The sequence below is a fragment of the Cryobacterium sp. BB307 genome, from assembly GCF_012274275.1.
Classification (GTDB): Bacteria; Actinomycetota; Actinomycetes; order Actinomycetales; family Microbacteriaceae; genus Terrimesophilobacter.
This window is the reverse complement of the sequence record NZ_JAANZA010000002.1, coordinates 817,542-842,750: the sequence shown is the minus strand read 5'-3', so window position 1 is coordinate 842,750 and position 25,209 is coordinate 817,542. Positions and strand designations below refer to the sequence as shown.

Sequence of the window (25,209 nt, the reverse complement as noted above, 5' to 3'; positions counted from 1 at the left end):
CCGGTGCACTTCGACAAGCTCAGTAACAGCATCTTCGACACCGTGTTGGTCGCCAATCGCGGTGAGATCGCCTGCCGTGTCATCCGCACCCTGCGCGAACTCGGCATCCGATCGGTCGCCGTCTACAGCGACGCCGATTCCGACGCCAAGCACGTCGCGGACGCCGACGTCGCGGTCCGCATCGGCGAGGCCGCCCCGGCTGCCAGCTACCTGAACGTCGGCGCGATCATCGCGGCAGCGATCCAGTCGGGCGCGCAGGCGATCCACCCCGGCTACGGGTTCCTGTCCGAGAACGCCGAATTCGCGCGCGCGTGCGAGGCAGCTGACATCGTCTTCATCGGCCCGACCGAGCGCTCGCTCGAGCTGATGGGCGACAAGATCCGCTCCAAGGACCACGTCTCGGCCGCAGGCGTGCCGGTGCTCGAGGGTGTGTCGTCCCGTGGCCTCAGCGACGAGCAGCTGGCAGCGGAGGCCGACCGGGTCGGCTACCCGCTGCTCATCAAGCCGTCGGCCGGCGGCGGCGGCAAGGGGATGCAGCCGGTCTACTCCGCCGAGGCGCTGCCGGATGCGCTGGCGACGGCCCGCCGCGTTGCGTCCGCAGCCTTCGGCGACGACACCATGCTGCTCGAACGGCTCATCACCAGCCCCCGGCACATCGAAGTGCAGCTGCTCGCGGACAGCCACGGCAACGTGATCCATTTGGGCGAGCGCGAGTGCTCGCTGCAGCGGCGCCATCAGAAGGTCATCGAGGAGGCGCCGTCGCCGCTGCTGGATGCCGCGACACGCGAGCGCATCGGCGAGGCGGCGAAGACCGTGGCGCGCAGCGTCGACTATCGCGGCGCGGGCACTGTCGAGTTCCTGGTGTCCGCAGAGGCGCCGGACCAGTTCTTCTTCATGGAGATGAACACGCGCCTCCAGGTCGAGCATCCGGTAACCGAGCTGGTCACCGGGGTCGACCTGGTCGCGTGGCAGCTGCGGGTCGCGGCGGGGGAGCGGCTGACTCTCGCACAGTCCGACATTCACCTCACCGGGCACGCCATCGAGGCTCGCCTCTACGCGGAGGATCCGCAGCGCGGCTTCCTGCCCAGCACCGGGCACATCCTGTCCCTGCGCGAGCCGGACGGCACGGGCATCCGCGTCGACGGCTCGTTGCGTGAGGGACTGACCATCGGCGCCGACTACGACCCGATGCTGGCCAAGGTCATCGCACACGGCGTCGACCGCTCGGAGGCGATCGCGCGCCTCGATGCCGCGCTCGCCGCCACGACGGTGCTGGGCGTTCGCACCAACATCGAGTACCTGCGCGAGCTGCTCGCGGACCCGGATGTCATCGCCGGGACCATGGACACCACCCTGATCGAGCGGCGACTGCCGGAGCTGGTGTTCCGGGGCGCCGACGCCGAGCTGCTCACTGCCGCCGCGCTCTTTCTGCACGCCGAGCGCACGAATGCCGATGCGCTTGACCCGTGGACCTCCAGACCTGGCTGGCGGATGGCGGAGGCAGCGCGGCCGAGCCGGTACCGGTTCTCGACCTCACAAAGCGACCGGGTCGACGTGCTGGTCGCCGGGACCGCCGAGGCGGCAGCCGTCACGATCGACGGGCGCGAGCACGCGGCGCGATTGGTGGGCGACGGTGGCGATCACCGGCTGACTCTCGACGGCGTCACCCGCCCGCTGGCGATCGCGCGCTCCGGTGACCAGGTGTGGATCGGATGCGACGGCGTGAGCCTGCCGCTGCGGCACCTGGACCGGTCGGCGCAGACCGCGGAAATGCTGGCCGCGATCGAGAGGGTCGCGCATCCGGTCAGCCCAGAAGTGCGCTCGCCGATGCCGGGCACGGTCGTCGCGGTGGCGGCCGGAACCGGTGACCGGGTGACGGAGGGCCAGACCCTGGTCACCGTCGAGGCGATGAAAATGGAGCACAAGCTCGCCGCCCCGGCCGCGGGCGAGGTGGAGATCACCGTGAGCGTCGGCGACTTGGTCCGGCTGGATCAGGTGGTTGCGCGCGTCAGAAGCGACGAGGAAGCGATGGAAGCGGCCCAGCCGCATCCCGAACGAGAGGTCACGCCATGAGCTGGAGCCTGACGGAAGAGGAGCAATCGCTCTACGACACGGTGTGCGAGTTCGCCGACGAGGTGATCGCACCCATCTCCTACGAGGCCGACCGCGAGCATCGGCTGCCGATGGACGTGGTCGCGCAGATGGGGCAACTCGGGCTGTTCGGGCTGCCGTTCCCGGAGGAGTACGGCGGACAGGGCGGCGACGTGATGTCGCTCGGACTCGCTATCGAGGCCATCGCGCGCGTCAACCAGTCGCTGGCCATCACACTCGAGGCTGCCGTCGGGCTTGGGTCCTTCCCGATCTTCCGCTTCGGCACCGAGGAGCAGAAGCGGGAACTGCTGCCCGACCTCACGGCGGGCACCGCACTCGCCGGGTTCGGCCTGACCGAGGCCGAGGCGGGCAGCGACGCCGGCGCGACGCGCACCACCGCCCGGCTGGACGACGGCGAATGGGTGATCAACGGCAGCAAGCAGTTCATCACCAACTCCGGCACGCCGATCACCAGGTTCGTGACCGTGACGGCGGTGACAGGCGAGCGCGAGGACCCGGACGGCCGGATGCGCAAGGAACTGTCGACAATCATCGTCCCGAACGGGACACCCGGCTTCACGGTGGAGCCCGCCTACGACAAGGTCGGCTGGAACTCGTCGGACACGCATCCGCTGACCTTCGACGACGCCAGGGTCCCAGAGGCCAACCTGCTCGGCGAGCGCGGACGCGGCTACGCCAACTTCCTGCACACCCTCGACGACGGACGAGTCGCGATCGCCGCGCTCGCCACCGGTGCGGCACAGGGCTGTCTCGACGAGGCGGTCGCCTACGCCAAGAATCGCAACGCGTTCGGCAAGCCGATCGGCTCATTCCAGTCGATCTCGTTCATGATCGCGCAGATGCAGGCGCGCGTGCACACCGCCCGGCTCGCCTGGCACGACGCCGCGCGCCGCAGCGCTGCGGGCCTCGACTACAAGCGTGAGGCGGCGATCGCGAAGCTGGTCTCAAGCGACGCGGCGATGAGCAATGCGCGCGACGCGACCCAGATCTTCGGCGGTGCGGGCTTCATGAATGAGAGCCTTGTTGCACGGCACTACCGTGACTCGAAGATCCTCGAGATCGGCGAGGGCACCAACGAGGTGCAGCTCATGGTGATCGCCAGGTCGCTCGGTTTCAATCAGTAGGAGGCGCGGATGCCCGAGGAACGCGAGGTCGTGCAGCAGCGCGGACTCTATTTCGAGGAGTTCGACGAGTCCGTTCTCTACCTGCACCGGCCGGGCCGTACGGTCACCGAGGCCGACAATGTGCTGTTCACGACCCTCACTATGAACACCCAGTCGCTGCACCTGGACGCCGCGTTCTCCGCGTCCCAGCCGTTCGGGCAGCGCCTGGTCAACTCGATGTTCACACTGGCCACCCTGGTCGGCAGTTCGGTGGCGCAGCTGACCGAGGGCACCATCGTCGCAAACCTCGGCTTCGAGAAGGTCGCTTTTCCTCATCCGGTCTTCCACGGCGACACCCTGTACAGCGAGACGATCGTCACCGGCAAGCGGCTCTCCGAGTCCCGGCCGGGGCAGGGGATCGTCACGCTCGAGCACACCGCCCGCAACCAGGACGGCGTCGTCGTCGCGACGGCCGTGCGGTCGACGTTGGTGTGGTGCAAGGAGGCGCGGCAATGAGCTTCCGGATGGGCCCGGCACTGTTGTTCTGCCCCGCCGACCGCACCGACCGGTTCGACAAGGCCGCCGAGCGGGCGGATGCGGTCATCCTCGACCTCGAGGACGCCGTCGACGCCGCGCACAAGGACGCCGCGCGGGCCGCGCTCATCGAGCATCCGCTCGATCCGGCGCGCACGATCGTGCGGGTGAACGCCCACGACTCACCGGAGCGCGCTGCCGACCTGGAGGCGCTGCGGCAGACCGAGTACCGCACGGTGATGGTCGCCAAGGCGACCGCGCCCCGTGACTTCGAGGGGCTGGACGGGTTCGAGCTGGTGGCGCTGTGCGAGACCGCCGGTGGAGTCGTTGGCGCGCCCGCGATCGCGGCGCACCCGTCGGTGGTCGCGCTCATGTGGGGTGCGGAGGACCTGATGGCCTCCCTTGGCGGGACCTCGAGCCGGTTGCCGGATGGCCGCTACCGGCAGGTGGCCCGGCACGCGCGCTCCGCGGTGCTGCTCGCGGCGGGCGCCTACGGCAAGGCCGCGATCGACGCCATCCATGTCGACATCGACGACTTCGACGGACTGCGGGCCGAGGCCTCGGATGCCGCGGCAAGCGGCTTCGCGGCGACCGCGTGCATCCACCCCGGTCAGGTCGCCACCATCCGCGACGCCTACCGGCCCTCGGATGAGGACCTGGAATTCGCGCGCGCGGTGCTCGCGGCGGCGACCGACGAGTCAGGCGTGTTCGCCTTCCGCGGTCGCATGGTGGACGAGCCGGTGCTCCGGCACGCTGCCGAACTGGTGCGGCGCGCGGGCGACTAACACCCCCGGTTGGGGGTAGGACAGGCGCGGGCCGGGTTCGTACTCTGGTCTGATGGGAAATGGCGCCGAGGCGGTCAGCAGCGTGCTGTCTTGGTTCACCTGGATCGTCGACCCCATCTTCTGGCTCGCGGTCGCGGTCATCGTCGCTGCAGCTGTCGCCGTTCGCGTCGTGCTGAGCATCCGGTTCGCGCGTCGCTGGAGCGGCCCGCAGTACCAGCGTCACTCCGAGCCGCCAGTCGAGAGCGTCCCCATCCCGGTGCGCCGCCGCCCCTGAGGCCGGCCGCCGCACCCCACAGCTTCCCGAACCTCCATTGAGTCGGGAGGTGTTGCCGTTTTGGCACGCTCATAACGGCTACTGCTCCCGACTCGATGGTTCAGTAGTTGGCTATTTTGCTAGATAGCTAGTTATAATGCTTGGATGGCAGATCTTCCCGTTGCAGCGCTGAAGGCCGAGCTGTTCAAGGCGCTCGCGCATCCGGTCCGCGTACGGGCCCTCGAGCAGCTCGTGCAGGGGGAGCGCTCCGTGGGCGACCTCGCCGACAGCATCGACGCCGAGTTGACGCAGCTCTCCCAACAGCTGGCGGTGCTGCGCAGGGCAGGTGTGGTCGTCACCCGCCGCGACGGCAACACCATCTACTACTCGGTGCGCGACCCGCGCATCGCAGAGCTGCTGGCCGTCGCCAGGCAGCTGCTCCTCAGCAATCTGCAGGACACGACAGAACTCCTCGCAACGCTCGAGCGTGAGCACGCCGCCAGCGAAGCTGCAACGGGCACGGAGGTGCGATGAGACGACGGATGTCGGCAAGCGGCCGCTTCCTGCTCGGACTGCTCCCCGGTAAGGGCGACGTCGCGGCGATGCGCCGGTCGCCGGGGCGGGACCTCCTGGCCGGACTGACCGTCGCCATCGTTGCGCTGCCGCTCGCACTCGCCTTCGGCGTCGCATCCGGGCTCGGCGCGGAAGCCGGGCTGATCACCGCGATTGTCGCGGGTGCGATCGCCGCGGTGTTCGGTGGCAGCAACCTGCAGGTGTCAGGACCCACAGGGGCGATGACGGTCGTGCTGATCCCGGTGGTGCACCAGTTCGGCGCGAGCGGCGTGCTGCAGGTCGGCGTGATGGCCGGCGTCATCCTGCTCGGCCTCGCGGTGTCCGGGGTCGGCCGCTACGTGCGGTACCTCCCTGCGTCCCTCGTCGAGGGCTTCACGGCGGGCATCGCCGTGGTCATCGCGCTGCAGCAGCTGCCGAACATCCTCGGTGTTGAGGCCGGCGACCAGGAGCAGGTGTGGGCCATCGCTTTCGACGCGATCGTGCGCTGGGCGGCGGCTCCGGATCTCGTGCCGGTGGTCATCGCGCTGGCCGTGGCCGCGGTCATCCTGATCGGCGCCCGCTTCAAGCCGGCTGTACCGTTCTCGCTCGTCGCCGTTGTCATCGCCACGGCCGTCGCCTTCTTCGCAGGCTTCGGCATCGACACCGTCGGTACCCTGCCCGCCGGCCTGCCCGCGCCATCCGTCGGCTTCTTCGACCCGAGCACGCTGACCGCGCTGCTGCCATCGGCGCTCGCCGTCGCAGCCCTGGCCGCGCTGGAGAGCCTGCTCTGCGCGACCGTTGCGGACGCCATGAGCGTCGGGCAGAAGCACAACCCCGACCGTGAGCTGTTCGGCCAGGGACTGGCGAACCTGGCTGCCCCGCTGTTCGGTGGCGTTCCGGCGACCGCGGCGATCGCCCGCACCGCCGTCAACGTGCGCGCGGGAGCGCAGTCGCGCCTCGCGTCGTTCTCGCACGCGGTCATCCTGCTGCTGTTCACGCTCGTCGCCGCGCCGCTGGTCGGGGTGATCCCGCTGGCCGCCCTCGGCGGCGTGCTGCTCGCGACTACCGTGCAGATGATCCAGGTCGGCTCGATCAAGGCCATCATGCGCTCGTCGCGTGGGGATGCCCTCGTGCTGGTGCTCACGTTCGTGGTCACCGTGGCGATCGATTTGGTCACGGCCGTCGTCGTGGGCCTCGCGCTGGCCGGCTTCGTCGCGTTGCGTGCGGTCGCGAAGGCGTCCAGGGTCGAGCGGGTGCCTCTCGACCATGCCGACCATTCCGCCGAGGAGCGCAGCCTGCTCGACGACCGCATCGTCGCCTTCCGCCTCGACGGCGCCCTGTTCTTCGGCGCAGCCCACCGCTTCCTGCTCGAACTCAGCGAGGTCGCGGATGTCGCCGTGGTCATCCTCCGCATGAGCCGGCTGACCACCATCGATGCGACCGGAGCGCTGATGCTCGACGACGCGATAGCCAAGCTCGAGCGCCGCGGCATCGTCGTGCTGCTTTCGGGCATCCGACCCGGTCACAAGAAGGTGCTCGCCGCGCTGACCTCCGCGCGACGGCTGAGGGACGCCGGTCGCGTCTTCGAGGCGACCCCGAATGCGATCGCCTCCGCGCGCGAACTGGTGGGCGCTACGCCGGGGTCTCCGACAACGTAGTCAACTGCGCGCGAGCCAGGATCACCGTCCGCAGGCTGAAGCCGAGGACCGCCGGGGTGCAGCGCGCCGGCAGGTCGAGCCGTTCGACGCCCAGCGCGGACAGCGTGAAGACGTAGCGGTGTTCGCCATGGCCGGCCGGCGGTGCGGCGCCTTCGAACCGCTCCTCGCGTGACTCGTTGGGCAGCGTGATCGCGCCGGCGGGCAGCAGCCCGGCGGCCGGGTTCCCGGCATCCTGAGGCAGCGCGCTCGCGTCGCCCGGGATGTTGTAGACCGCCCAGTGCCAGTAGCCGCTGCCGGTCGGCGCATCCGGGTCGTACACGGTGAGCGCGAAGCTCTTGGTGCCGCGTGGCTGCCCGGACCAGTGCAGGGTCGGGGAGCGGTCCTCGCCGCCCATCCCGGATGCCCGTGCCCACCTGGGCAGAATGTCGCCGTCGCGCACCTCCGGGCTGGTCAGCGAGAACGCCGGCACCTCCGGCAAACGCCAGTTCGGGTCATTGACCACGGTGAATCACCCCCTGCTCCATTGCATTCGGTTCGGTTGTGCCGATGATAGCCGTACCGGTGCGAGTCCTTCTCGCGCACGAATCGCGCCATTCGTGCCACGGAAGTGGCCTCGGCGTGCTCTACCCTCTGTGCAACACACCTCCACCGGCCGAGAGATCCCATGAACCCGACAAGCCAACTGGGCACGCGCGCGCACCAGCGCCGACTCGGGTCCACTCAGCTCCAGGTGAGTTCGCTGGCGATCGGCGGGAACGTCTTCGGGTGGACGGCGGGCGACGAGGCGACCGTCGACATCCTCGACCGTTACGTCGAGCTCGGCGGCACCTTCATCGATACCGCGGACAGTTACGCGGGCGGACGAAGCGAGATCCTGATCGGGAACTGGATGCGCGACCGGCGGAACCGGGCGGATGTCGTGCTGGCCACCAAGATCGGCAAGAGTGCCGACTTCCCTGGCCTGACGCCGGGTGCGCTGACCGCGGCGATCGATGCCAGCCTGACCCGCCTGGGCACCGACTACCTCGACGTGCTCTACCTCCACATCGACGACCCGGACGTGCCGTTCGAGGAGACCCTGGTCGCGCTCGACGAAGTCGTGCGGGCGGGGAAGGTGCGTTATTTGGGTGCCTCGGACCACTCGGGCAATCGGCTGATCGAGGCACGGATCATTGCCGCGCAGCTCGGCCTTGGGCCGCTCGTCGCGGTGCAAAGCCGGTACAACCTGATGCACCGTGCGGTGTTCGAGGGTTCGATGGCGTCGGTCGCCGCGTCGCAGGGCTTGGCTGTAATGCCGCGCTTCGCGTTGGATGGCGGGTTCCTCACGGGCAGGTACCGATCGCGCGCGAACCTGGCGAGCGTGCATGGCCGGTTCGACTCGCGCGTCGTCGACGCGCAGAGCCACCTCAACCGGAGAGGGCTGAGGGTGCTCGCCGCGCTGGATCGAGTCTCCGCCGAGCACGAGGTTGCGCCGGCGAGCATCGCGATCGCGTGGCTGCTCACCAAGTCGAACGTCGTCGCGCCGGTGGCCAGTGCGAGCAGCGCGGATCAGGTCGAGGACCTCATCGCGGGCACGCTGGTCCAGCTGACCCGCAACCAGGTCGCAGCGCTCGACGCGGCAACCGCCTGAGTGGGCCCGAGCTTCAGGCCCGGGCGGCGCGGATGCGATCGACGCTGCGCTGGAGCGCTCCGGCCGCTGCGGTGACGTCGCCTGCATAGCCACCGACCATCGCGCCGTCGCGGGCGAGCAGGAAGTCGTCAGCCCCCTCACCGGGGAGGGGATGCCCGACCTGCCGAAGCAGGTCGGCGATCGCGGCGGTGTACCAGTCGCGGTGCTCCATGATGATCACGCGCACCTCATGGTGGGGTTCGGGATATTCGGCAGCCGCGTTGAGGTAGAGGCAGCCGCGGAAGCCGGGCCGCTGCAGTTCGTCGATGATCCGCTGCACGAGCAGCTCGAGCGCCTGCGCCGCACCGTCCGACTCGACGATGAGCGCCTCGAGGGCCGCCTTGTCGCGTTCGTGTGCGCCACGGATGTAGGCGGCCACGAGCACCGCCTTGGCTCGGTAGTACTTGTAGAACGTGGCCTTTGTGGTCTCGGCCTCGGCGATCAGCCGATCGATGCCGACCTGGCGGATGCCCTCGTCGTAGAAGAGGCGTGTCGCCGTGTCCAGAATGCGCTGCTTGGCCCAAGGGGCACGCTGTGACGTTGGATCAGACTCGACAATCGTCACAGCGTGGCTCCCTCGGGCGTTTATCCCCACTCCGCTTCGGCAGCCAACCGGATCTTGGGGGAAGGATCCGGTGCTGGTACCGCGAAGTTCGCGGGCGTGCTGTGTCCGCCCGAAGGCAGGGGCAAGCGGACCTTCGGGTCGGCTCGCTTGCCCCAGAACGTTCCGCTCAGATGGGGGATGAGCGGACCGTTCGACGGTTGTCAGGCTAGCACAGAATTGAGGACAGACAAGTCTGTTTGTCCGCAGTTGTGTGGACTGTGTTTGTACCCCAATTCGAGGGTGCCCTTTCTGGGGCGCGTGAGGGGTGAACCGGTGGCATAGGCTCATGGGTGATATGAACCGTGCAGTGCAGCTTCCTCTGGATCTTTCAGAACTCTCGTTTCGCGCTACCGGTGACTGTCTCGTGCGGCGCAGCGTCCTCCCATCCGGCGTGCGCATCCTCTCCGAGCAGGTGCCCGGTGCGCGCAGCGCGACCATCGGCTACTGGGTCGCAGTGGGTTCGCGCGATGAGGCCGCAGAGGGGTACGGCTCCACCCACTTCCTCGAGCACCTGCTGTTCAAGGGGACGACCAGTCGCACCGCGCTGGACATCGCCGTCAGCTTCGACTCGGTCGGCGGCGAGAACAACGCGCTGACCGCCAAGGAGCACACCTGCTACTACGCGAAGGTGCGTGACCGTGACCTGCCGATGGCGGTCGAGGTGCTCTCCGACATGTTCACCAGCTCGCTGCTGGACACGCAGGAGTTCGAGAACGAGCGGGGCGTGATCCTCGAGGAGCTCGCGATGGCGGACGATGATCCGTCGGATGTCGCGAGCGAGCGGTTCTTCGAGGCCGTCTTCGGGTCGCACCCGCTCGGTCGCCCGATCGGCGGCAGCCCCGAGACCATCAAGGCGGTGACCCGGGACGCGGTCTGGAAGCACTACCGCGCCAACTACCGCCCGAACGACCTGGTCATCACCGTGGCCGGCGCGGTGGACCACGATCAGCTCGTCGAACACGTCGAGAAGTCGCTCCGGTCGGCTGGGTGGGAGCTTGATGTCCCGGCCAAGCCGGTTGAGCGCCGCGACGCCTCCCACACCGTGATCGACCGCGGCGCGGCGCTCACCGTCGTCGAGCGCCCGTTGGAGCAGGCGAACATGCTGCTCGGTGTCCCGAGCATCGCCGCAGCCGACGACCGCCGCAGTGTGATGGCGGTGCTGAACTCGGTCCTCGGCAGCGGGATGTCATCGCGACTGTTCCAGGAGATCCGCGAGAAGCGCGGACTCGCCTACTCGGTCTACTCGTACTCGCCCGCCTACTCGGACGCCGGCATCTTCGGCCTCTATGCGGGCTGCTCCCCGTCCAAGGCGCCACAGGTCGCCGAGTTGCTGCTCGGCGAATTCCGGCGGATGGCGGAGCACGGCATCACTGTCGCGGAGCGCGAACGCGCGATCGGCCAGCTCTCCGGCGCATCCGCCCTCGCGCTCGAGGACTCCGACACACGGATGTCGCGGCTCGGGCGCGCCGAACTGACCCTCGGCGAGTTCGTCGACTTGGATGAGGCGCTGCGGCGCCTCGACCTGGTGACGAGGGACGACGTCGCCGCCCTCGCGCAGGACCTGGTGTCCCGGCCACTCAGCCTCAGCGTCGTCGGCGCCGTCTCTGAGGGCGATTTCGCCGGCTTCACCGCGGAGCCCGCAGCGGTCGGCTGAGAAAAACAAACCCGAAAGGCAAGGACAACGATGTCCCACTACCTGTATCTGGTTCGCCACGGCGAGCAGAAGGATGCCGAGCACGGCATGCCGGATGGACCGCTGTCGACCCGCGGACAGAAGCAGGCCAAGGCCATCGGTGCGCGCCTTGCCGGGGTACCGCTCGGCGCTGTGTGGCACTCGCCGCTGCAGCGCGCCGAGGAGACGGCGAAGGTCATCGCCCAGACGCTTCCAGGTGTGACGCCCGAGCCCAGCGCACTGCTGTATGACTGCATCCCGTCCGGCCCGACGCCGGACATGCCGCACGCATTCGAACCATTCTTCGGCGGCGTGACACCGGAAGAGCTGGAGGCGGGCAAGGCGCAGATGGCCGACGCCGTCGCCGAGTGGCTGACCCCGTCCCGCGACGAGCGCCACGAGCTGCTCATCACGCACAACTTCGTCATCGCCTGGTTCGTGCGGGAGGTGTTCGGCGCGCCGGCTTGGCGCTGGATGGGGCTGAACCAGGCCAACTGCGGCCTGACGATCATCCGGGTGCGCACGGCGAAGCCGCCCGTGCTCGTCACCCACAACGACCTCGGCCACCTCCCGGCCGCGCTGCGAACCGGACTGCCGGAGGAACAGCCCTACTAGAGCGTCTTCGCGTACCAGTTGGTGGCGTTAGCGCTGAGGTGGCAGCGGCCCGACGGGTTCGTTGTTCTGGACAACGCCGTTTATGTCGCCAACGGTTTCGACGGTGTAGGGGTTCAAGTTCAGAGTGTCGCCAACGAACAACTCGTGGCTCCCTCGCCGCACAGCGTTCATCATGTACAGGTAGTGATGGTAAATGCAGAACCGCTCCGCGACGGAGATCATCGTGTCGCCCGCCGCGACGGTGTAACTCGCTGGCTTCCCGGCCTCGTCGGTCTTGACATCACCTGTTGCATAGGGGCGCGGTCCCGTATCCCGCAGTTCGAGGATGCTGTAGCCCCCCAGTTGGTCTGGCTCCTCGATGGTCAGGGAGCGCACGGGAGCGAGTCCAGCGCACGGGTCGGGCGCGCTTGCCGGTGTAGGCGAAGGTGACGGCTCACCCATTGGCGCCGGGGCGCTAGTCGGGACCGGGCGTTGCTCGCTGGGGGTCGGAGAGGGCGCAGTCTCCGCATGGCCGGGTGAGCACGCGGCAAGAACGATAACCAGCAGCAAAACCGCCGCCGATCCGAATCCCTGCGTCAGTCGTCGCATGCCGAAACCGTACTTGTTTCGGCGACACTCAGTCCAGAACCTTCCCCATCCACACGGTGGCGTTTGGGTTGTCGTTGTAGGCCGGGATGTCCCGGTACCCGCTCGAGCGGTACAGCTGAGCGGCCGCCTCCAGACTCGCGTTGGTGTCGAGCACCACCTCGGCGGCACCGAACTCGGCCGCCCGGCGTTCCAGCTCCGTCATCATCGCTCGGCCCACCCCGCCGCCGCGGGCAGCGGGGCGCACGTATAGGTGCTTGAGCTCGTAGCGCATGCCGCCGGCCTCGCCTGCGTCGATGCGACGGATGCCGCCGCATCCGACGGCTGCTCCGTCCCGCCTGGCGACCAGGAAGACGCCAGCCGGGGGAGTGAAGTGCTCCTGAGTCGGGAACGTCGTTCGATACCCCTGCGGCCCCGGGAAGTCGCGCGCGCGATCCGCGAAGTACTCGCTGAGCAGCGCGTGTGCCTCTGTGTCGGCAACGGGTGTCGGTTCGAACGTCAGCACGACGAAAGCCTAATGACGCGCTGCGGTAGATTTGCCTAATGCGAACCAAGGTGGCTGTGGCCGGTGCGTCCGGCCGGATGGGCCGCTACATCTCGGACGTGATCGCCGCCGCATCCGACTTCGAGTTGTTTGCCCGCCTCAATTCGAAGACACCGCTCAACGAGATGCTCGGCGCGGACATCGTCGTGGACGTGACGCTGCCGACTGTCAGCCCCAAGGTGGTCGAGTTCGCCGTCGAGAACGGCATCCGTGCGATCGTCGGCACGTCCGGGTGGTCCGGGGAGCGGATCACCGCACTCGAGACCCGGGTGGCTGAGGCGCCGGATGCCGGTGTGCTGATGGTCCCGAACTTCTCGCTCGGATCGGTGCTGGCGTCGCAATTCGCGGCAACCGCAGCCCGGTTCTTCGAATCCATCGAGATCGTCGAGGCACACCACGCCAACAAGATCGACTCGCCCTCCGGCACCGCGGTTCGCACCGCCGAGTTGATCGCCGAGGCGCGGCGGTTCCTTCCCACGGTCGCACCGCACGCCGACCAGCGCGCTCGGGGGCAGCTCGTCGCCGGTATCCCGGTGCATAGTCTTCGCGTGCGCGGCATCACGGCGCGGCAGGACGTGATCTTCGCCGGAGAGGGCGAACTGCTCACGATCAGCCACGAGACCCTGAGCCAGGACTCCTACGAAGCAGGAATCCTCCTCGCGCTGCGCGCCATGCGCACACTCCGTGGGGTGGCCGTCGGCCTCGACTCGCTGATCGAGCCGGCGCCGACCGCACCATGACCGCACGCATCGGCGCGATCGTGATGGCCGCGCTGCTCGCGCTGTACCTCCTGCTGGTCGTGCAGTCGTCGTTCAGGCTGATCGCGGTCGACGAACCCGTCGCGAAGGTGATGGGCGTCGCGCTCCTCGTGCTGCCGCTCATCGGGTTCTGGGCGCTGGGTGCCGAGCTGCTCTTCGGCTGGCGCAGTGGGCGGCTGGAGCGGGAGCTGGCGGCGGAGGGCGGCCTTCCCGACGACAACCTGGAACGCTATCCGAGCGGGCGGGTCATCGATCGCGCGGCTGCGGATGTCGTCTTCGAGCGGTACCGGGCAGAGGCCGACGCCGCACCGGACAGTTGGCGGGCTTGGTTCCGCCTCGGCCTCGCCTACGACAGTGCGGGGGACCGGCGCCGCGCGCGGCACGCGATCAGGCGTGCGATTGCGCTCGAGCGCGAGAGCGGAACGTGAACGCGGCGTCGATCGCCTGCTCCGCCGTCTCGTGTTCCCAGGTGAAGCCGTCCGCAGTGAGCTTCCGCGGCACCACGTCCTGACTCGCGAACGCCAGTGCGGCGGCATCCGGTAACGGGGTCCGAATCACCCACTCCGGCACCGTGACCCGCATCCGCTTGCCCATCCGCTTCGCCAGATGATCGCTGATCCGGCCGGAGGTCGCCGTTGTCGGGCCGACCAGGTTGACCGGCCCGCGTAGTCGTGAGGTGAGCAGGTGGCGGATGCCGCGCACCTCGTCGCTCAGGCTGATCCACGGCCAGAGGTCGCCGCCCGTGCCGAGACGGATGCCGGCGCCGATTCTGGTGACGCGGGCAAGATTCTTCAGCGCGCCGCCGCGCCCGAGCACGATGCCGCTGCGGGTGTGCACGACCCGGGTGACCTCGCGTGCTGGATTCGCCGCCTCCTCCCACTGCTCGACCAGTTCAGTGACGAAGCCCTTCCCCCGCTGGGAGTCCTCGGTGAGCCGCTCGCCCGGGCGGTCACCGTAGTAGCCGACGGTGGAGGCGGAAAGGAACACCGCCGGTGGGTCGCTGGAGCGGCTGATCGCCTCGGCGATGGTCCGCGCCGGTCCGACCCGCGAGTCGACCAGCTCTCGCTTGTAGGAGGGGGTCCACGGCAGCCGATACAGCGACGCCCCGCTCAGGTTCACGACCGCGTCGACGGTGTCGAGCAGCCGCTCGTCGAGGATGCCCTGCGCCGGGTCCCAGCGGACCTCGTCGTCGCTGGTCGCGCTGCGGCGGACGAGCCGCACGACGTCATGGCCATCGGCGCGCAGCCCTCGCACCAGTTCGGTGCCGAGGAAGCCGGATGCGCCGCTCACCGCCACCCGCAGCGGCCGGTCGGCCGGCTGCTCGTTAGCGGATGCGGCGTCGGTCATCAGGCCAGGCTCGCCTCGATCGTGATGTCGATGCCGGTGAGCGCCTTGGAGACCGGGCAGCCGTCCTTGGCGTCGTCTGCGATGCGCTCGAAGTCCTCTTCGCTGATGCCCGGCACCTTGGCGCTGACCAGGAGGTGGCTGCCGGTGATGTGGGCCCCGCCGGTGGTGTCGAACGTGATCGCCGCGGTGACCTGCAGCGAGTCCGGGGGTGTGCCGTTCTGAGCGAGCAGGTTGGAGAAGGCCATCGAGAAGCACGCGGAGTGGGCGGCGGCGAGCAGCTCTTCGGGGTTGGTGTGTCCACCCTCGCCGTCGGTGCGCGCCTTCCAGTTCACTTCGAACTCGGCGGCCTCCGATGAGTCGAGGCTTGTGGTGCCCTTGCCCGACATCAGGTCGCCGTGCCACATCGTCGTTGCTTCGCTGGTCAGAGCCATTCTGGCCACCTCTCTCTCAGGTGCCTCCCACCATAGGTCACGCCGTCACACAGCGGCAGAGGGTTGCGGGCAATCCCCAGCCATGCGCATCCGGATGCTTCGCGGCGTCGGTTGCGGCGTGGCCGGGCGGAGCGTCGGGAGGCGTTCGCTATCGTGAAGGCCGTGCCTGAGACTCTCGAATTCCGTTCCGACATGACCGTTGAACTCGTCCGCGCGAGTGCTCACGACTCCGACGTGCTGTTCGCGGCGCGCGTGTCGACACAGGGGGAGCAGACCCTCGAGTCGAGCAGGCTCGATGGGGTGGAGACGGAGCAGGACGAGAAGCGCAACCGCGGGCTGATCAACTACCTGATGCGTGACCGCCACGGCTCTCCGTTCGAGCACAACTCGATGACCTTCTACGTGCAGGCGCCGATCTTCGTGTTCCGCGAGTTCATGCGGCACCGCATCGCCTCCTACAACGAGGAGTCCGGCCGCTACCGGGAGCTGCGCCCGGTGTTCTACGTTCCCGCAGCCGAGCGCAACCTGGTGCAGACCGGCAAGCCCGGCGCGTACGAGTTCCACCCTGGTACCGCCGAGCAGACCGCGCTCGTACAGCAGCAGACGATGGATGTCTCGCGGCACGCCTACGAGGCGTACCAGCGGATGCTCGAGGCCGGGGTCGCGCGCGAGGTCGCACGCATCGTGCTGCCGGTCACGACCTACTCGTCGATGTACGTGACCATGAACGCGCGGTCGCTGATGAACTTCCTCAGCCTTCGGACCAAGCGCGAGGGCACCCACTTCCCATCCTTCCCGCAGCGCGAGATCGAGATGTGCGCGGAGCAGATGGAGGAGCACTTCGCCCAGCTGATGCCGCTGACCTACGAGGCCTTCAACACGAACGGTCGCGTCGCGCCCTAGCCCTGCCCTGCTGTACCCGCCCGCCACGGGCGCACATCCGTTGCCAGCAGCGAGTAGATCAGCACGTCTTGATTGCGACCGTCGTTGTAGAAGGCACCGCGGGCGGTGCCTTCTAGAGCGAAGCCGCACTTCTCGGCGATGCGGCGTGAGGCTCCGTTCTCGGGCACGATGACGAGTTGGATCCGGTACGTCTTGGTGGTCGCGAACAGGTGGTCGACTGTGAGCTGAACGGCCTCGGTGACGAGGCCGCGTCCCGCGAACCGGTCGTCGTAGAGCTGGTAGGAGAGCTCGAAGGCATCCCAGTAGCCGGCCGGGAGGAAGAACTCGATGTGTCCAGCCACCTCCCCATCACCAGTGATGATGAGGAGCATGCCCTCGTCTTTGTCCCAGAACCCGGTTTGGGAGAACTTCTCCCGGAACTTCGGCTCGGACAGGACGCCAAGCGGGAAGAAAGCGCCCCGGTTCCGGATGTCGACGTGAGCGGCGTAGAGCGCGTCGAGGTCTGATGCCCGCACCGGGCGGAGGGTGATCGAGTTGCCGTGCAGCATGGCGGCCTCCGAAGGCTCAGACTGCTCCCGCACCCGCCCGCCCGTCAAGCCCGCCCTCGCCCTCCTACCCTGTTGTGCAGGACATCCCTTGTTATGCAGGACTTTCGACCCGGTACACCTCCGGATGCCGATGACTGGCACCGAAACCAGAATTGTGTCCTGCACAACGGGGGCATCCCGGCTCGCGGATGCCTCGGTGGGCCCCTCCTCCAGACCAGCACCGCCGCCAACCTTTCCCGAAGTGCCCGACTCCATTGGAGCGGGAGAAACCGAAACGGCACTCTCGTCGGATGGGACGGATTGACAAGGACATTCGGATGCTCGGCGGTGTGGCGAAGAAGGCGGAGTTGCTCCGGCTTGGTTTCACCGCAGACCACGTTCTGGCCGCGGTGAAACGCGGTGACATCCGCCGAGCGCGCAAGGGCTGGTACACCGTTCCGGATGTGGGAGAGTCGGTCTTCCGCGCGGTTCAGGTTGGAGGCCGACTCGCGTGCGTCAGCGCCGCGCGTCGCCATGGGTTGTGGGTGCCTTCCTCGGATTTTAAAGCTGCACGTCGATATTCCCGGCACCGGTTCCCGCCTTCGCGCGCAGACGGATCACCGGCAGCGGCTGGCGTCGCATCCGGACGATTCGATAGCCATCCACTGGCGCAAGGATTCCGAGCGCCCCGGTGACCGTCTGGCCGTCGCGATCCCTGACTGCATCGACCAGGTCTACAGGTGCCAGGGAGCGGTGGCAGGATTCGTCTTCTTCGAGTCGGCGCTGAACCAGCACCGACTCAACGCTGCGGAGCAGCATCGCTTCTCGCCATGCTTCCAAAGCCGGCGCGGCCGCTGGCGGAGCAGGCTTCCACGATGTCGCAGAATATCACTCCGATCCGTACGCAGACCGGCGCCGGGATGCCGTGTTGAGCGCGCTGGGCTACCGAGTCCTGCGGTTCATGTACTCGCAGGTTCTCTACGAGTGGCGCTCCGTCGAGGCCGCGATCCTCGCTGCGATGTCGCGCGGTGACCACCTGGCGGCGTGACTCGCGGCGGGCCTTCCGCGTCCGATAATTCACTCCCGCCGCCGCCGATCACCTCCATGTTGTACAGGACTTCCCACCCGAAACCGCCCCGGATGCCCGTGCCGAGCGGCCGAATCACCCGAATCTCCTGCACAACAAGGAATCTCCTGCACAACAGGGAGGGGGAAGCGGCACATGCTCGCGGGAAAGCCCATCCACGCGTGGCGATACCCTTGTACCCGTGGCTCATCTCAATAATCCGTTCGGTCAAGTTCTTGTCGCGCTGGTGACACCGTTCACCGCCGACGGAGAGGTCGACTGGCCGGGTGTCGAGAAGCACATCGACGACGTCATCTCGGGTGGCGCCGACGGCATCGTCGTGACCGGCACCACCGGTGAGACAAGCACCCTCACCGACCCGGAGAAGCTCCGCCTGGTCGAGGTCGGCAAGTCGGTCGCCTCCGGCCGCGCCAAGATCATCACCGGCGGCGGATCCAACGAGACCGCCCACGCGATCGAGCTCTACAAGAAGAGCGAGAAGGCCGGCGCCGACGGCGTGATGATCGTCACGCCGTACTACAACAAGCCGACCCAGGCAGGCATCCTCACCCACTTCCGGCTGATCGCCGACGCCACCGACCTGCCGGTCATCCTGTACGACATCCCGGGCCGCACCGGCGTGCCGATCAAGTACGAGACCATCCTGCGCGCGGCGGTGCACCCGAACATCCTCGCCGTCAAGGACGCAAAGGGTGACTTCGCCGAGGTCAGCCGGGTGCTCAACCAGACCGACCTGATGTACTTCTCAGGGGACGACGCGAACGTGCTGCCGCACCTGGCGATCGGCGCCACCGGGCTCATCGGCGTCACCGCGAACGTCGCTCCTGCCCCCTACCGCGCGATCGTCGACGCGGTGAACGCGGGCGACCTGGCGACGGCGACGGATGCGCACAAGCGGCTCGAGCCGCTGGTGCGGGCGGTCATGACCCATGTCCCGGGCACGGTGGCGGCAAAGTACGTCCTGCATGGCTTGGGGCGGATCGGCTCGCCGCGGGTGCGGCTGCCGCTGGTCGGCCCCGAGGACTTCGAGGCAGCCCTCATCGAAGACGACATCGCACTCGTCGGCCAGCTCGACGGTGCAGGCTTCGACAACTTCCGACCGGACCGAAACGCCGCCGCGGGTGGCGCCTTACCGAAGATTGCAGGAACCACACGATGAACTCAGCGATCTACGAACCGCGCACACTCGAACCCGGCACCCTGCGGGTCATCCCCGTCGGCGGACTGGGGGAGATCGGCCGCAACATGACCGTCTTCGAGATCGACGGCAAGCTGCTCATCGTCGACTGCGGCGTGCTGTTCCCTGAAGAGGAGCAGCCCGGTGTGGACCTGATCCTCCCCGACTTCTCCCCGGTGCGGGACCGACTCGACGACGTCCTCGGCATCGTGCTCACCCACGGCCACGAGGATCACATCGGCGCGGTGCCCTACCTGCTCCGACTGCGCGGCGACATCCCGCTGATCGGCTCAACGCTGACCCTCGCGCTCGTCGAGGCGAAGCTCAAGGAACACCGGATCAACCCGTACACCCTCACCGTCACCGAGGGCCAGCACGAGAAGCTCGGGCCGTTCGACCTCGAGTTCATCGCCGTCAACCACTCGATCCCGGATGCGCTGGCAGTCGCGATCACGACCCGCGCCGGGGTCGTGCTGCACACCGGCGACTTCAAGATGGACCAGCTGCCGCTCGACGGCCGCATCACCGACCTGCGCGCCTTCGCCCGCCTCGGCGAGACCGGCGTCGACCTGTACCTGCCTGACTCCACCAACGCGGACGTCCCCGGCTTCACCGCGCCCGAGCGCGCCATCGGTGACGTGCTCGAGTCGGTCATGGCGCGCGCATCCCGTCGCGTGATCGTCGCGAGCTTCGCCAGCCACGTGCACCGCGTGCAGCAGGTGCTCGACGCAGCGCACCGCAACGGTCGCCGGGTCGCCTTCATGGGTCGCTCGATGGTGCGGAACATGACCATCGCCGCCGACCTCGGCTACCTCAAGGTGCCGGAGGGCGTGCTCATCGACGCAAAGAAGGCGGCCGACCTTCCCGACAACCGCATCGTCTACATGAGCACCGGGTCGCAGGGCGAGCCGATGGCCGTGCTCGCGCGCATGGCGAACCTCGAGCACCAGATCGAGATCGGCAAGGGCGACCTGGTCATCCTCGCGTCGAGCCTTATCCCCGGCAACGAGAACGCGGTCTACCGCGTCATCGACGGGCTCATCCGGCTCGGTGCGGATGTCGTGCATAAGGGCAACGCCAAGGTGCACGTCTCCGGGCACGCGAGCGCGGGGGAGCTGCTGTACACCTACAACATCCTCAAGCCGAAGAACGTGCTGCCGGTGCACGGGGAGTACCGCCACCTGGTCGCCAACAAGAGCCTCGCGGTCTCCACCGGGGTGCCGGAGGCGAACACCTTCGTCGGCGGCGACGGCATGGTGCTGGACCTCAAGGACGGGCACGTCGAAGTGGTCGGCCAGCTCGACCTCGGCTACGTCTACGTCGACGGCTCAACGGTCGGCGAGATCACCGAGGCCGACCTGAAGGACCGCCGCATCCTCGCCGAGGAGGGCTTCATCTCGATCTTCGTCGCGATCGACCCGCAGACCGGCGGCGTCATCGTCGGGCCGGAGATCCAGGCCCGCGGCTTCGCCGAGGACGAGTCGGTGTTCGACGACGTCAAGCCGAAGATCGTGAAGGCGATCGCGGATGCGGCCGAGAACGGCACCCGCGACCAGCACTCCTACCAGCAGGTGGTTCGCCGCACCGTCGGGCGCTGGGTGAACACGCAGCACCGGCGCCGGCCGATGATCGTCCCCGTGGTGATCGAGGCCTAGAAACGCCAAGGGGCACCGACGAACTTCGTCGGTGCCCCTTTCGTTTCGCTGGTGTCAGCGCTCTGCCTGGAAGTCGGCTGCGGCCTGTGCCGCGGTCGCCGCGAATCCGCTCTGCGTCACGACCGTCGCGCCACCGTCCACGGACAGAGTCACGCCGGTGACGAACGACGACGAGTCGCTTGCCAGGAACACCGCTGCTTCCGCGATGTCCTCTGGGCGGCCGACACGACCGATCGGCTGGGCGGTCGCGAGACGCTCACTCAGCAGCGCCTCGAACTCGTCTGCCTTCTCCGGAGCGATCCCGAAGGAGCGGGCCATGATCGGGGTCATGATGATCCCAGGAGCGATCGCGTTGGAGCGGATGCCGAGCGGGGCGAGCTCTGCCGTCGCCTGACGCACAAGCCCGACCACCGCGTGCTTGGCGATGGTGTAGCCGGCGGACGACCAGCCGCCCTGGATGCCGGCGGCGCTGGCGGTCGAGATGATCGATCCGCCGGTGCCCTGCTTCTGGAACTGGCGAGCGGCGTGCTTGTGACCGGATGCGACCGACCGCGTCAACAGTGCGAGGGTCTTGTCGAAGCCGTCAGCGCTCAGGTCGACCATCGCAGACGGGTCACCCGCAGCGCCGGCGTTGTTGAACATGACGTCGAGCTTGCCGAACTTGTCGACGGCAGTTGCGACAAGCGCCTCGACCGCCGCATCGTCGGTCACGTCGGTGTGGACGTACACGACGTTGCCGTCATGCTTCTTCTCGAGCGCAGCGCCGAGGTCGTCCTGGATGTCACCGACCACCACCTTCGCGCCTTCCGCGACGAAGAGTTCGACACTCGCCAGGCCGATCCCGCTGGTTCCGCCGGTGATGACGGCGACCTTATCGGTGAGCTTGTTCATGGTGTTGTTTCCTTTCCATTGTTGGTCTGTAGTGGGTTGCCCACGGCGGCCGCGAGAGCGTCGGAGAATGCCCCCAGCGTGTCGCTCCCGTCCTGCGCCATGGCTTCCAGTGCTGTGAAGATCGCCGCGACGAAGAGCGAGGCCGCTGCGCGGGCTTGAACGCTGTCCTCGGGGATGCCAAGCCGATCGGCGATCGCCGGTCGGAGCGTCGCGCGCCCGTCGTGAACCGCGTGCAATAGCCCGGCGCGCATTCCGTCGTCTCTTAGCAGCAGTGGGAACAGGCGCCGGGTCCGCTCGTCCCTCTCGCCGCCGAACGCATCCCGGAATGCCGTCACTAGGGACTCCTGCAGCGGTCGGTCCGTCGTCTCCCGGATGCTCGCTGCCATCACCCTGCTTGCCTCATCCAGCAACGGGCGGATGGTGTCCCGCTTGTGCGGGAAGTGTCGGTAGAAGGTGCGCTCGCCGACGCCGATGCATTCGGCGACCTCGGCGGCGGTCAGTTCGGTGCTCTGGCGATCGATGTACAACTGCGCACAGCGTTCGGATGCGCGGAGCGCGATCCCGACCTTGCGTTGAGTTGCCATGACTCAAGTTTAGCAAGAATGGCAGAAACTGCCACTCTTGCGGAATGGGGAGCGGTTCCCAGACGTACGACACGACCGGATCGTTGGGCTGACGTTGCCCTCGCCGCCCGGTAGGGTGTGCCAAGCGACGAACGCGAATGTTCGTCGCACTTGTTGGGGTGGGGGCATGATGGGTGTTTGGCGCGGCTGGGTATTTCCGATCATCCGGATGGTGATTTTCGCGGCGATCGCGGCAGCACTGGTGAAGGTTGCGTTCTTCCCGGACGTGCAGCAGGTCGTCGATCCGACCTTCCCAACCGCCGAGATCGTCGAACCACAGGTCGCGGTCGCCGTAGGCACGGTCCGCAACGACGTGACGCTGCAGGGTTCTGTCGCCGCGGATGCCGCGGTGCCGGCCAAGGCGAACCTCGCAGGTGAGGTGCGCAAGGTGCTCGTCACCGCCGGTCAGTGGGTCGACGCCGGAGCGGACATCGCCATCATCTGGCAGGACGTCCCGCGTGAGGACGGCACAACGTGGAAAAAGGAGTCGAAGGTCACCGCACCGGTCGCCGGCGCGCTGTCGTCGCTCACGGTCATGCCAAGCCAGCTCGTGAGCGTCGGCGAAGACCTCGCCAAGGTGGCGCCACCGACCTTCCATGTGACCGCGACTCTCGCGCCCGAACAGCAGTACAAGCTGCTCGCCCAACCCACCGAGGCGGAAGTCACCATAGTCGGTGGGCCCGCGCCATTCACGTGCACCGGGCTCACCATCTCGTCTCCCTTGGAGGGCTCGGGAGAGCAGGGCGGCGGCACGACGCTCCGCTGCGCGATCCCCGCTGACGTTCGTGTGTTCCCAGGCCTCTCGGCCACCCTGACGATCGCGGGCGGCATCGCCGAGAACGTGCTCACCGTGCCGACGACCGCGGTGGAAGGAATCGCCGACACTGGCAACGTCTACTTCGTCCTTGCGGACGGCACCACAGAGACCCGCACCGTCATCCTCGGGCTGAACGACGGAATGAGCGTCGAGATCAAGGAGGGGCTCGCGGAGGGCGACATGATCCTGCAGTTCGTGCCGGGGGCGCCAGCCGACCCCGGATTCCCGGGCATGCCGGGAATGCCGGGCTTCGGGGAAGACTGCATCGTGCATCCGGACGGCTCGATGGAGTGCTTCAGCGTCGGGATGGGCGGATGACCATCCTCCGTCTGGAGGCGGTGACGAGGACGGTGGCGCTTCCGGATGGCTCGCCGCTGCACATCCTGCGGGGCATCGACCTGGGCGTCGCGGTCGGCGATCACGTGTCCATCGTCGGGCGGAGCGGGTCCGGCAAGTCGACGCTGCTCAACCTGCTCGGCCTGCTCGACAGCCCCACATCGGGGGAGATCTTCTTCGAGGACCGCCCACTGTCCGCGCTGCGCTCAGGAGCACGCGATCGGGCGCGGGGCCGCGACATCGGCTTCATCTTCCAGCAGTTCAACCTGCTCGCGGGGCGCACTGCGCTCGAGAATGTGATGACGCCGCTGCTCTACGCGTCCGGCAGGAAGTTCTGGCAGCGCCGAAAGCTCGCTCTCGAGATGCTGGACCGCGTCGGTCTGGCCGAGCGTGCCAACTCGATGCCGGAGCAACTCTCAGGTGGCGAGCAGCAGCGGGTGGCCATCGCCCGAGCGCTCGTTCGCGGACCGCGGCTGATCCTCGCCGACGAGCCGACAGGCGCACTGGACATCGAGACCGGCGCGAGCGTGATGCAGCTGCTCGACTCGGTTGCGCAGCAGACCGGTGCAGCGCTGATCACCATCACGCACGACGCCAACGTGGCCGCGCTCGCGGACCGTCACTACCGGCTGGACCGCGGCGTGCTCGCGCCCGTCGACGTCCGGCGGGTCATCGCCCTCGCGGAACCGGAAGTCGCGCTGTGAGCGGGTTCGCGTCCGGGCTGGTCGGCGCATTCAGCGAAGCGTGGGCCGAGGTGCGCATCCACAAGACCCGCGTGCTGATGAGCCTCATCGGCGTCGCCGTGGCGGTCGCCGCGCTGACCAGCGTGGTTGGACTCGGCTCGATCGCCGAACAGGCGATGATCGAGACCTATGAACGTCAATCGGGCCGGCCTGCGACACTCATCGTCAACGTGTGGGGCACCGGGGAGGTGCCGCCCGACGCGCTGGCGGTGAGCGCGGCCTTCGATACCGTCGTCGACCGCTACCAGATCGAGTACGCGGGGGCGTTCACCCACAGCAGCCAGACCGTCCAGTTCGTCGACGGGGCCATGCCCGTGACGACCATGGGGGTCGAGGTCGGCTACGGAACACTGCACCGCGTGGTCATGACCAATGGGCGTTGGTTCGTCGAGGCGGATGAGCAGCGGCTCGCGCCCGCGCTGGTCGTGAATGAGGCGTTCTACGCACGGATGGGATGGCCGGAGCTCAGTGGCCACCCGACGGTCACGCTGCTCGGTGACACGAAAACCGCTGCAGTCGTAGTCGGAGTGATCCCGGAGAAATGGGAGGGTGAGGAGCCGGTAATGCACATGCTCAATTCGGCATACCTGCGAATCACGCCTCCATCCGTCGTCGCGTGGTCCCCTCCGATGCTGGAAGCGTGGGTTCCCACCGAACTTTCCGACGAGCTCACCTTCCGCATCAAGCGCGACATAGCTGGAGCATTGGGTGAGGGCGTCAACGTGGATGTGAGTCGTCAGGACTATCAGGCGTGGGGAGGAACGATGGACCCGTTCGGCCCGTTCAAGCTCATCGTCACCGGGGTATCCATTCTGGTGCTGCTGCTCGGTGCCCTCGGCTTGGTGAACATCTCGATGGTGACGGTCAAGCAGCGGATCCGGGAGATCGGCATCCGGCGCAGCTTCGGCGCCACCGCCGGGCGGGTGTTCTTCGCGGTCATGATGGAGAGCGTCGTCGCGTCGGCCGTTGCCGGAGTCGTCGGCGTGATGATCGCGGTGCTGGTGATCCAAAGCGATCTGGTACAGAGCTGGATCACTTCGGGCTTCCCGGTGGATTTGCCGCCGTTCCCCGTGGAAGCGGCGATCATCGGCATCGGTGCGGCGACCCTGGTCGGCGCGCTCGCCGGATTGCTGCCCGCGATCGTGGCCGTTCGTGTCAAGGTGATCAACGCCATCCGGTACTGAACCGGGTCGCTGCCGCCCATTGACGGGGCTCGCAAGTACCGTAG

At 67.9% G+C, this 25,209-nt stretch carries 29 protein-coding genes; 19 read left to right on the top strand and 10 right to left on the bottom strand.

Going from position 1 to position 25,209, the window contains the following annotated elements; all coding sequences use genetic code 11:
* The first annotated feature begins 3 nt into the window (after positions 1–3).
* From HGK58_RS11390 to HGK58_RS11360, 7 genes are all read left to right on the top strand, one after another.
* Entirely contained in the window at positions 4–2,073 is a 2,070-nt protein-coding gene (locus HGK58_RS11390) for an acetyl/propionyl/methylcrotonyl-CoA carboxylase subunit alpha (RefSeq protein ID WP_349236205.1), read from the top strand.
* The gene (locus tag HGK58_RS11385; protein WP_168627676.1) at positions 2,070–3,236 is read left to right on the top strand and encodes an acyl-CoA dehydrogenase family protein; all 1,167 of its coding nucleotides are present in this window, start codon (positions 2,070–2,072) and stop codon (positions 3,234–3,236) included. The genes HGK58_RS11390 and HGK58_RS11385 overlap by 4 nt, the downstream gene beginning before the upstream one ends.
* A 9-nt stretch (positions 3,237–3,245) precedes the next feature.
* Positions 3,246–3,731, top strand: a complete 486-nt coding sequence (locus HGK58_RS11380; protein ID WP_168627675.1) for a MaoC family dehydratase — start codon at positions 3,246–3,248, stop codon at positions 3,729–3,731.
* Positions 3,728–4,534 (top strand): CoA ester lyase, encoded by an 807-nt coding sequence (locus HGK58_RS11375; RefSeq protein WP_168627674.1) that lies wholly within the window; start codon positions 3,728–3,730, stop codon positions 4,532–4,534. Before HGK58_RS11380 ends, HGK58_RS11375 begins: the two co-directional genes overlap by 4 nt.
* A 52-nt stretch (positions 4,535–4,586) precedes the next feature.
* A complete protein-coding gene (locus HGK58_RS11370) occupies positions 4,587–4,808 on the top strand; it encodes a hypothetical protein (RefSeq protein ID WP_168627673.1) in 222 nt (73 codons plus the stop codon).
* Positions 4,809–4,952: 144 nt separating this feature from the next.
* Positions 4,953–5,321 carry a metalloregulator ArsR/SmtB family transcription factor gene (locus tag HGK58_RS11365; protein ID WP_168627672.1) on the top strand — a complete coding sequence of 123 codons (369 nt, stop codon included), beginning with the start codon at positions 4,953–4,955 and terminating at the stop codon, positions 5,319–5,321.
* Positions 5,322–5,329: 8 nt separating this feature from the next.
* Positions 5,330–6,997 carry a SulP family inorganic anion transporter gene (locus HGK58_RS11360; RefSeq protein ID WP_246865503.1) on the top strand — a complete coding sequence of 556 codons (1,668 nt, stop codon included), beginning with the start codon at positions 5,330–5,332 and terminating at the stop codon, positions 6,995–6,997.
* Here the strand turns inward: HGK58_RS11360 and HGK58_RS11355 are convergent.
* Positions 6,972–7,499, bottom strand: coding sequence for a YbhB/YbcL family Raf kinase inhibitor-like protein (locus HGK58_RS11355; protein ID WP_168627670.1), 528 nt, complete (start codon positions 7,497–7,499; stop codon positions 6,972–6,974). The genes HGK58_RS11360 and HGK58_RS11355 overlap by 26 nt on opposite strands.
* Positions 7,500–7,661: 162 nt before the next feature.
* On the opposite strand from HGK58_RS11355, the gene HGK58_RS11350 reads away from it, so the two are divergent.
* On the top strand, positions 7,662–8,627 hold the full coding sequence (locus tag HGK58_RS11350; protein ID WP_168627669.1) for an aldo/keto reductase: 966 nt from the start codon (positions 7,662–7,664) through the stop codon (positions 8,625–8,627).
* A 13-nt stretch (positions 8,628–8,640) separates the two neighbouring features.
* Here HGK58_RS11350 and HGK58_RS13835 read toward each other — a convergent pair whose 3' ends face one another.
* Positions 8,641–9,231, bottom strand: a complete 591-nt coding sequence (locus tag HGK58_RS13835; protein ID WP_349236204.1) for a helix-turn-helix domain-containing protein — start codon at positions 9,229–9,231, stop codon at positions 8,641–8,643.
* 334 nt (positions 9,232–9,565) lie between these two features.
* Here HGK58_RS13835 and HGK58_RS11340 point away from each other — a divergent pair, with 334 nt between their 5' ends.
* Positions 9,566–10,924, top strand: a complete 1,359-nt coding sequence (locus HGK58_RS11340; protein WP_168627667.1) for a pitrilysin family protein — start codon at positions 9,566–9,568, stop codon at positions 10,922–10,924.
* A 30-nt stretch (positions 10,925–10,954) separates the two neighbouring features.
* On the top strand, positions 10,955–11,557 hold the full coding sequence (locus HGK58_RS11335; RefSeq protein WP_168627666.1) for a histidine phosphatase family protein: 603 nt from the start codon (positions 10,955–10,957) through the stop codon (positions 11,555–11,557).
* 27 nt (positions 11,558–11,584) lie between these two features.
* Here the strand turns inward: HGK58_RS11335 and HGK58_RS11330 are convergent, their stop codons facing one another.
* Together HGK58_RS11330 and HGK58_RS11325 are read right to left on the bottom strand one after the other, a co-directional pair.
* Positions 11,585–11,932, bottom strand: a complete 348-nt coding sequence (locus tag HGK58_RS11330; protein ID WP_168627665.1) for a hypothetical protein — start codon at positions 11,930–11,932, stop codon at positions 11,585–11,587.
* 241 nt (positions 11,933–12,173) lie between these two features.
* Positions 12,174–12,647: a GNAT family N-acetyltransferase gene (locus tag HGK58_RS11325; RefSeq protein ID WP_168627664.1), complete on the bottom strand. Its 474-nt coding sequence runs from the start codon at positions 12,645–12,647 to the stop codon at positions 12,174–12,176.
* Positions 12,648–12,685: 38 nt separating this feature from the next.
* Between HGK58_RS11325 and dapB the strand changes: the two genes are divergently transcribed.
* Positions 12,686–13,426: a 4-hydroxy-tetrahydrodipicolinate reductase gene (gene dapB / locus HGK58_RS11320; RefSeq protein ID WP_168627663.1), complete on the top strand. Its 741-nt coding sequence runs from the start codon at positions 12,686–12,688 to the stop codon at positions 13,424–13,426.
* The gene (locus HGK58_RS11315) at positions 13,423–13,872 is read left to right on the top strand and encodes a hypothetical protein (RefSeq protein WP_168627662.1); all 450 of its coding nucleotides are present in this window, start codon (positions 13,423–13,425) and stop codon (positions 13,870–13,872) included. The genes dapB and HGK58_RS11315 overlap by 4 nt, the downstream gene beginning before the upstream one ends.
* Here the strand turns inward: HGK58_RS11315 and HGK58_RS11310 are convergent.
* Positions 13,832–14,791, bottom strand: a complete 960-nt coding sequence (locus tag HGK58_RS11310) for a TIGR01777 family oxidoreductase (RefSeq protein ID WP_168627661.1) — start codon at positions 14,789–14,791, stop codon at positions 13,832–13,834. The genes HGK58_RS11315 and HGK58_RS11310 overlap by 41 nt on opposite strands.
* Positions 14,791–15,222: an OsmC family peroxiredoxin gene (locus HGK58_RS11305; protein WP_168627660.1), complete on the bottom strand. Its 432-nt coding sequence runs from the start codon at positions 15,220–15,222 to the stop codon at positions 14,791–14,793. Before HGK58_RS11305 ends, HGK58_RS11310 begins: the two co-directional genes overlap by 1 nt.
* A 153-nt stretch (positions 15,223–15,375) precedes the next feature.
* Here HGK58_RS11305 and thyX point away from each other — a divergent pair, with 153 nt between their 5' ends.
* The gene (thyX, locus tag HGK58_RS11300) at positions 15,376–16,125 is read left to right on the top strand and encodes an FAD-dependent thymidylate synthase (RefSeq protein ID WP_168627659.1); all 750 of its coding nucleotides are present in this window, start codon (positions 15,376–15,378) and stop codon (positions 16,123–16,125) included.
* Here thyX and HGK58_RS11295 read toward each other — a convergent pair.
* Together HGK58_RS11295 and HGK58_RS11290 are read right to left on the bottom strand one after the other, a co-directional pair.
* Positions 16,122–16,673 carry a GNAT family protein gene (locus tag HGK58_RS11295; protein ID WP_168627658.1) on the bottom strand — a complete coding sequence of 184 codons (552 nt, stop codon included), beginning with the start codon at positions 16,671–16,673 and terminating at the stop codon, positions 16,122–16,124. The two genes, thyX and HGK58_RS11295, sit on opposite strands and share 4 nt — an antisense overlap.
* 540 nt (positions 16,674–17,213) lie before the next feature.
* Positions 17,214–17,471: a hypothetical protein gene (locus HGK58_RS11290; RefSeq protein ID WP_168627657.1), complete on the bottom strand. Its 258-nt coding sequence runs from the start codon at positions 17,469–17,471 to the stop codon at positions 17,214–17,216.
* On the opposite strand from HGK58_RS11290, the gene HGK58_RS13935 reads away from it, so the two are divergent.
* From HGK58_RS13935 to HGK58_RS11275, 3 genes are all read left to right on the top strand, one after another.
* Positions 17,458–17,700: a DUF559 domain-containing protein gene (locus tag HGK58_RS13935; RefSeq protein ID WP_227412128.1), complete on the top strand. Its 243-nt coding sequence runs from the start codon at positions 17,458–17,460 to the stop codon at positions 17,698–17,700. The two genes, HGK58_RS11290 and HGK58_RS13935, sit on opposite strands and share 14 nt — an antisense overlap.
* Before the next feature lie 220 nt (positions 17,701–17,920).
* On the top strand, positions 17,921–18,898 hold the full coding sequence (dapA, locus tag HGK58_RS11280; RefSeq protein ID WP_168627655.1) for a 4-hydroxy-tetrahydrodipicolinate synthase: 978 nt from the start codon (positions 17,921–17,923) through the stop codon (positions 18,896–18,898).
* A complete protein-coding gene (locus HGK58_RS11275) occupies positions 18,895–20,571 on the top strand; it encodes a ribonuclease J (RefSeq protein WP_168627654.1) in 1,677 nt (558 codons plus the stop codon). Before dapA ends, HGK58_RS11275 begins: the two co-directional genes overlap by 4 nt.
* Positions 20,572–20,625: 54 nt before the next feature.
* Here the strand turns inward: HGK58_RS11275 and HGK58_RS11270 are convergent, their stop codons facing one another.
* On the bottom strand, positions 20,626–21,462 hold the full coding sequence (locus HGK58_RS11270; protein ID WP_168627653.1) for an SDR family oxidoreductase: 837 nt from the start codon (positions 21,460–21,462) through the stop codon (positions 20,626–20,628).
* Entirely contained in the window at positions 21,459–22,046 is a 588-nt protein-coding gene (locus tag HGK58_RS11265) for a TetR/AcrR family transcriptional regulator (protein WP_168627652.1), read from the bottom strand. The genes HGK58_RS11270 and HGK58_RS11265 overlap by 4 nt, the downstream gene beginning before the upstream one ends.
* 166 nt (positions 22,047–22,212) lie before the next feature.
* Between HGK58_RS11265 and HGK58_RS11260 the strand changes: the two genes are divergently transcribed.
* Genes HGK58_RS11260 through HGK58_RS11250 form a run of 3 tightly spaced genes read left to right on the top strand, consistent with a single transcriptional unit; the run spans position 22,213 to position 25,165 of the window.
* Positions 22,213–23,220 carry an HlyD family efflux transporter periplasmic adaptor subunit gene (locus HGK58_RS11260; RefSeq protein WP_193510222.1) on the top strand — a complete coding sequence of 336 codons (1,008 nt, stop codon included), beginning with the start codon at positions 22,213–22,215 and terminating at the stop codon, positions 23,218–23,220.
* The gene (locus HGK58_RS11255; protein ID WP_168627651.1) at positions 23,217–23,942 is read left to right on the top strand and encodes an ABC transporter ATP-binding protein; all 726 of its coding nucleotides are present in this window, start codon (positions 23,217–23,219) and stop codon (positions 23,940–23,942) included. Before HGK58_RS11260 ends, HGK58_RS11255 begins: the two co-directional genes overlap by 4 nt.
* Positions 23,939–25,165, top strand: a complete 1,227-nt coding sequence (locus HGK58_RS11250; protein ID WP_168627650.1) for an ABC transporter permease — start codon at positions 23,939–23,941, stop codon at positions 25,163–25,165. The genes HGK58_RS11255 and HGK58_RS11250 overlap by 4 nt, the downstream gene beginning before the upstream one ends.
* The last annotated feature ends 44 nt before the right edge of the window (positions 25,166–25,209 follow it).